This is a genomic window from Streptomyces durbertensis, assembly GCF_014156695.1.
In the GTDB taxonomy this organism is placed as follows: Bacteria; Actinomycetota; Actinomycetes; order Streptomycetales; family Streptomycetaceae; genus Streptomyces; species Streptomyces durbertensis.
On sequence record NZ_WMLF01000402.1, the window covers coordinates 1 to 5,000 of the forward strand.

General features: G+C 73.3%; 5 protein-coding genes. All 5 read right to left on the minus strand.

All coding sequences use genetic code 11. The features are described from left to right. The coding region (locus GL263_RS21325) for a biotin/lipoyl-containing protein (protein WP_323379506.1) at positions 1–436 on the minus strand (436 nt) is incomplete at its 3' end. A gap of 52 nt (positions 437–488) precedes the next feature. Further along, positions 489–1,877, minus strand: coding sequence for a dihydrolipoyl dehydrogenase (gene lpdA, locus GL263_RS21330; RefSeq protein WP_182857354.1), 1,389 nt, complete (start codon positions 1,875–1,877; stop codon positions 489–491). Between the two features lie 337 nt (positions 1,878–2,214). Further along, positions 2,215–2,442 carry a hypothetical protein gene (locus GL263_RS21335; protein ID WP_182857355.1) on the minus strand — a complete coding sequence of 76 codons (228 nt, stop codon included), beginning with the start codon at positions 2,440–2,442 and terminating at the stop codon, positions 2,215–2,217. Between the two features lie 77 nt (positions 2,443–2,519). Then, positions 2,520–4,112, minus strand: coding sequence for a leucyl aminopeptidase (locus GL263_RS21340; protein WP_182857356.1), 1,593 nt, complete (start codon positions 4,110–4,112; stop codon positions 2,520–2,522). A gap of 139 nt (positions 4,113–4,251) precedes the next feature. Beyond that, the coding region (locus GL263_RS21345) for an adenosylcobinamide-GDP ribazoletransferase (RefSeq protein ID WP_182857357.1) at positions 4,252–5,000 on the minus strand (749 nt) is incomplete at its 5' end.

Here is a 5,000-nt window from a genome sequence, read left to right on the forward strand (position 1 = left end):
GGGTGACGGTGCCCTCGGTGACGCTCTCGCCGAGCGCCGGCAGGGTGACGTCGGTGCCCTCGGCCGCGCCCTGCTGGGCGGGGGCCTCCTGGGCCGGCGCCTCCTGGGCGGGGGCCTCCTGTGCGGGCGCGGGGGCCTGCTCGGCCTGCTGCTGCGCCGGCTCGGCGGCCGGGGCGGACTCGGCCGCCGGGGCGCCCGAACCGTCGTCGATCACGGCCAGCTCGGCGCCGACCTCGATGGTCTCGTCCTCGGCGACCTTGATGGACGCCAGCACGCCGGAGGCCGGGGCCGGGATCTCGGTGTCGACCTTGTCGGTCGAGACCTCGAGCAACGGCTCGTCGGCCTCGACGTGTTCACCCTCGGCCTTCAGCCAGCGGGTGACGGTGCCCTCGGTGACGCTCTCGCCGAGCGCCGGCAGGGTTACGGAAACCGCCATGGTTTCGGTTGCTCCTTAACGAATGTGCGGATGGTGTCGCGCCCGACGTACGTCAGTCGTGAGAGTGCAGCGGCTTCCCGGCCAGCGCCAGGTGGGCCTCGCCGAGGGCCTCGTTCTGGGTCGGGTGGGCGTGCAGGAGCTGGGCGACCTCGGCAGGCAGGGCCTCCCAGTTGTAGATGAGCTGGGCCTCGCCGACCTGCTCACCCATCCGGTCGCCGACCATGTGGACGCCGACGACCGCGCCGTCCCTGACCTGGACGAGCTTGATCTCGCCCGCGGTCTTGAGGATCTTGCTCTTGCCGTTTCCGGCGAGGTTGTACTTGAGCGTCACGACCTTGTCGGCGCCGTACACCTCCTTCGCCTTGGCCTCGGTGATACCGACGGAGGCGACCTCCGGGTTGCAGTAGGTGACCCGCGGCACGCCGTCGTAGTCGATCGGCACCGGGTTGAGGCCGGCCAGCCGCTCCGCCACCAGGATGCCCTCGGCGAAGCCGACGTGCGCCAGCTGGAGGGTGGGGATGAGGTCGCCGACGGCGGAGATGGTCGGCACGTTCGTCCGGCAGTACTCGTCGGCGAGGACGAAGCCGCGGTCCATCGCGACCCCGGCCTCCTCGTAGCCCAGACCCTGCGAGACCGGGCCGCGGCCGATGGCGACCAGCAGCACCTCGGCCTCGAACTCCTTGCCGTTGGCCAGGGAGACCTTGACGCCGTTCTCGGTGTACTCCGCCTTCTCGAAGAAGGAACCCAGCGAGAACTTGATGCCGCGCTTGCGGAAGGCGCGCTCCAGCAGCTTGGAGCTGTTCTCGTCCTCGGCCGGCACCAGGTGGGGCAGGCCCTCGACGATGGTGACCTCGGAGCCGAAGGACTTCCACGCCGAGGCGAACTCGACGCCGATCACACCGCCGCCGAGGATGATCGCGGACTGCGGCACCCGGTCCATGACCAGGGCGTGGTCCGAGGAGATGATCCGGTTGCCGTCGATCTCCAGGCCGGGCAGGGAGCGCGGCACCGAACCGGTGGCCAGCAGCACGTGGCGGCCCTCGTAGCGCTGGCCGTTCACGTCCACCGAGGTCGGGGAGGACAGCCGGCCCTCGCCCTCCACGTAGGTGATCTTGCGGGAGGCGATCAGGCCCTGGAGGCCCTTGTACAGGCCGGCGACGACGCCGTCCTTGTACTTGTGCACGCCCGCCATGTCGATGCCCTCGAAGGTGGCCTTCACGCCGAACTCGGCGCTCTCCCGCGCCTGGTCGGCGATCTCACCGGCGTGCAGCAGGGCCTTGGTGGGAATGCATCCCTGGTGCAGACAGGTGCCGCCCACCTTGTTCTTCTCGATCAGGGCGACGTCCAGCCCCAGCTGAGAAGCGCGCAGGGCAGCGGCATAACCGCCGCTACCGCCGCCGAGGATCACTAGGTCGAAAACGGTGCTGGCGTCGTTCGCCACGTCACGTCCTCCATGCATGGGTGCGCCGGAGCCGGTCGACTGTGACCGGGCGGCTGTATGTGCGGCCGCTTCTTGCTCGGCCCTTGGTTGAGCGGGCCCCTGTCCTGCCGGTACAACATCTTCGCATCTGTCGGCGCCGGACGGGACGGCGGGCCGGGCTCCGGGACCGAACCGGGACACCGCACGGGTGCGGGTCGGGGGAGAGGACGGCTGGTCACGCCCCCTGCCGGCACGGCGGGTGCCGTGCGATGAGCGTACCGAGCCGGGATCGCTGGAAGCGAACACGCGCGCGGGGAGGGCCCGCCTCGGCGGTTCGGCGGCTCAGCGGCTCGGTGGTTCAGTGCGCCCCGCGGTTGTCGCCGTGGCGGGAGGGATGGGTGCCCCGGTAGGCGAGCACGCCCCACACCACCAGCAGCACCGCCCCGGTGATCACCGCCGGGGCGTAGCCGGGCAGACCGGGGATCATGCTCGTCACGAGGACGACCACCACGCCCACGACCACCAGGGTGAACAGGTCCATGCCCAGCGGCCGGGTGCGGCGGTGACCGTCGTGCGTGGTGGGCATCGCGGCCCCCTCTCTCACCCAGCGGGAGAGAACCAGTGTCCCCCCGGAGCGCCCCGGGCGCCACGGCGGGGCGGGGCTCAGCCCAGCTCGCCGTCGGCGGTGCGCTCGGCCAGCCGCACCAGGGTGCGCACGGCGACGCCGGTGCCGCCCTTGGGGGTGTAGCCGAACGGCCCCGACTCGTTGAACGCCGGGCCGGCGATGTCCAGGTGCGCCCACGGCGTGCCCTCGGGCACGAACTCCTGCAGGAACAGACCGGCCGACAGACCGCCGCCGGGGCGGGCGCCCACGTTGGTCATGTCCGCCACCGGGGACTCCATGCCCTTGCGCAGCTCGGTGGGCATCGGCATCGGCCAGGACTGCTCGCCGACCTCCTCGGCCGTCTCGTGCACCTCGGCGCGGAACGCGTCGTCGTTGGCCATGATGCCGAAGGTGCGGTCACCCAGCGCCAGCACCATCGCGCCGGTGAGGGTGGCGACGTCGACGAGGGCGTCGGGGGACTCCTCGCCCGCCCGGGTCAGCGCGTCCGCCATGACCAGCCGGCCCTCCGCGTCGGTGTTCAGCACCTCGACGGTCTTGCCGCTGTACATGGTGAGCACGTCGCCGGGGCGGATGGCCGAACCGGACGGCATGTTCTCGGCGAGCGCCAGCCAGCCCGTCACGTTCACCCGCAGGCCGAGCCGGGCGGCGGCGACCACGGCGGCGAACACCGCTGCGGCGCCGCTCATGTCGCACTTCATCGTCTCGTTGTGACCGGCCGGCTTGAGCGAGATGCCGCCCGAGTCGTAGGTGATGCCCTTGCCGATCAGCGCGATCGTCTTCTCCGCCTTGGGGTGCGTGTGGGCGATCCGCACCAGCCGCGGCGGGTTCTCCGAGCCCTGGCCGACGCCGATGATGCCGCCGTAGCCGCCCTTGGCGAGCGCCTTCTCGTCCAGCACCTCGAACTTCAGGCCGTGTTCCTTGGCGGCGGCACGGGCCTGGTCGGCGAACTCGACCGGGTGCAGGTCGTTCGGCGGGGTGTTGATCAGGTCGCGGGCGCGGGCGACCTCGGTGGCGAGCACCTCGGCGCGCGCGGCGACGGCCTTGTGGGCCTTGTCGCGCGGCTTCGCGCCGAGCACGGCCACCTCGGCCAGCGGACGCCGACGCTCGTCGTCCTTGCCGTCCTTACCGGTCTTCGCCTTGCCGGCGGCCTTCGCCGAGCCCTTGGCGCCGTCGGAGCGGCCGTCGCCGCGGTAGGCGTCGAAGGCGTAGGCGCCCAGCAGCGCGCCCTCGCAGACGGCGGCCAGAGCCTCGGCGTCGCCCTCGACCGGCAGCGCGAACGCGGCCTTCCTGCTGCCGGTCAGCGCGCGGGCGGCGGCGCCCGCCGCGCGGCGCAGCGTCTCCGTGCCGTACGTCTCGTCCTTGTCCGGGCTCTGGCCCAGACCCACCGCGAGCACCAGCGGGGCCTTCATCCCGTCGGCCGAGGGCACCTTGGTGACCTCACCCTCGCGGCCGGTCGCCCCGAGCGTCTCCAGGACGGCGGCCAGCCGGCCGCCGAAGGACTCGTTCACAGCCTCGGCCCCGGCGGCGAGCAGCGGGCTCGTGGCCCCGTCCGCCCCCTGGGCGACGCCGACGACGACGGCGTCCGCGCGCAACGTCGCGGCGGACGAAGTACTGAGGGTCAGTGCAGTCACGGTTTCTGCGATCCTGTTCGTTGGTGGGTGGTGGTGGGGCGAGCCTACGCCCCGACTCCTGGTCGTCGGGCCGTGAGGGCGCGAAGCCCGCGCCCGCCGGAGGCGGACCGCGACGCCGCGCGCAGCCCCCAGCGTGCGCTCAACCGAACGTCAGGATCAACAGCGCGGCGGTACCCGCTACTTCACACACCGCGCCGAACACATCCCCCGTCACCCCGCCCAGCCGCCGCAGGCAGTGCCGCAACAGGCCCTGCGCGCAGGCCAGTCCGGCGACGACGGCGGCCGCCGCGAGCAGCGCGGCCCCGCCGCCGAACAGCGGCCACGCCGCCAGACCGGAGACCAGTGCCACCGCCGCCGCCGCGCCCCACGCGGCGGCCCGGGGCACCGCCTCGGCGACCACCGCGCCGAGACCCTCGGCCCGGGCCGCCGGCACTCCGTGCCGCGCGGTCAGCGTGAGCGCGGTCCGCGCGGTCACCGCGGCGAGCGCCGCCGCGAACGTGCCGCGCGCCCAGGACTCCGCGTACAGCTCCGCCAGCGCGGCCACCTGCGCGAGCAGCACCAGGACAACAGTCAGCACGCCGAACGGGCCGATGTCCGAACGCTTCATCACCGCGAGCGCGCCCTCCGCGGGCCGGCCGCTGCCCAGACCGTCGGCGACGTCGGCGAGCCCGTCCAGGTGCAGCGCCCTGGACAGCACCGCCCACGCCGCCACCGTCGCCACGCCGGCCAGCGTCGCGCCGGAACCGAGCAGCAGCAGGACGCCGCCGACCGCCGCGCCGAACAGTCCGAGCACCAGGCCGACCGCCGGCGCCCAGCACATGCCGCCGCGGGCGGCCCGCCGGTCCCAGCGGCGCACGGTGACGGGCAGCACGGTGAGCGTGCCGAAGG

Coding starts and splice junctions, on each gene's coding strand:
- GL263_RS21335 (WP_182857355.1), bottom strand. CDS start 2,442: ATGCCCACCACGCACGACGGTCACCGCCGCACCCGGCCGCTGGGCATG.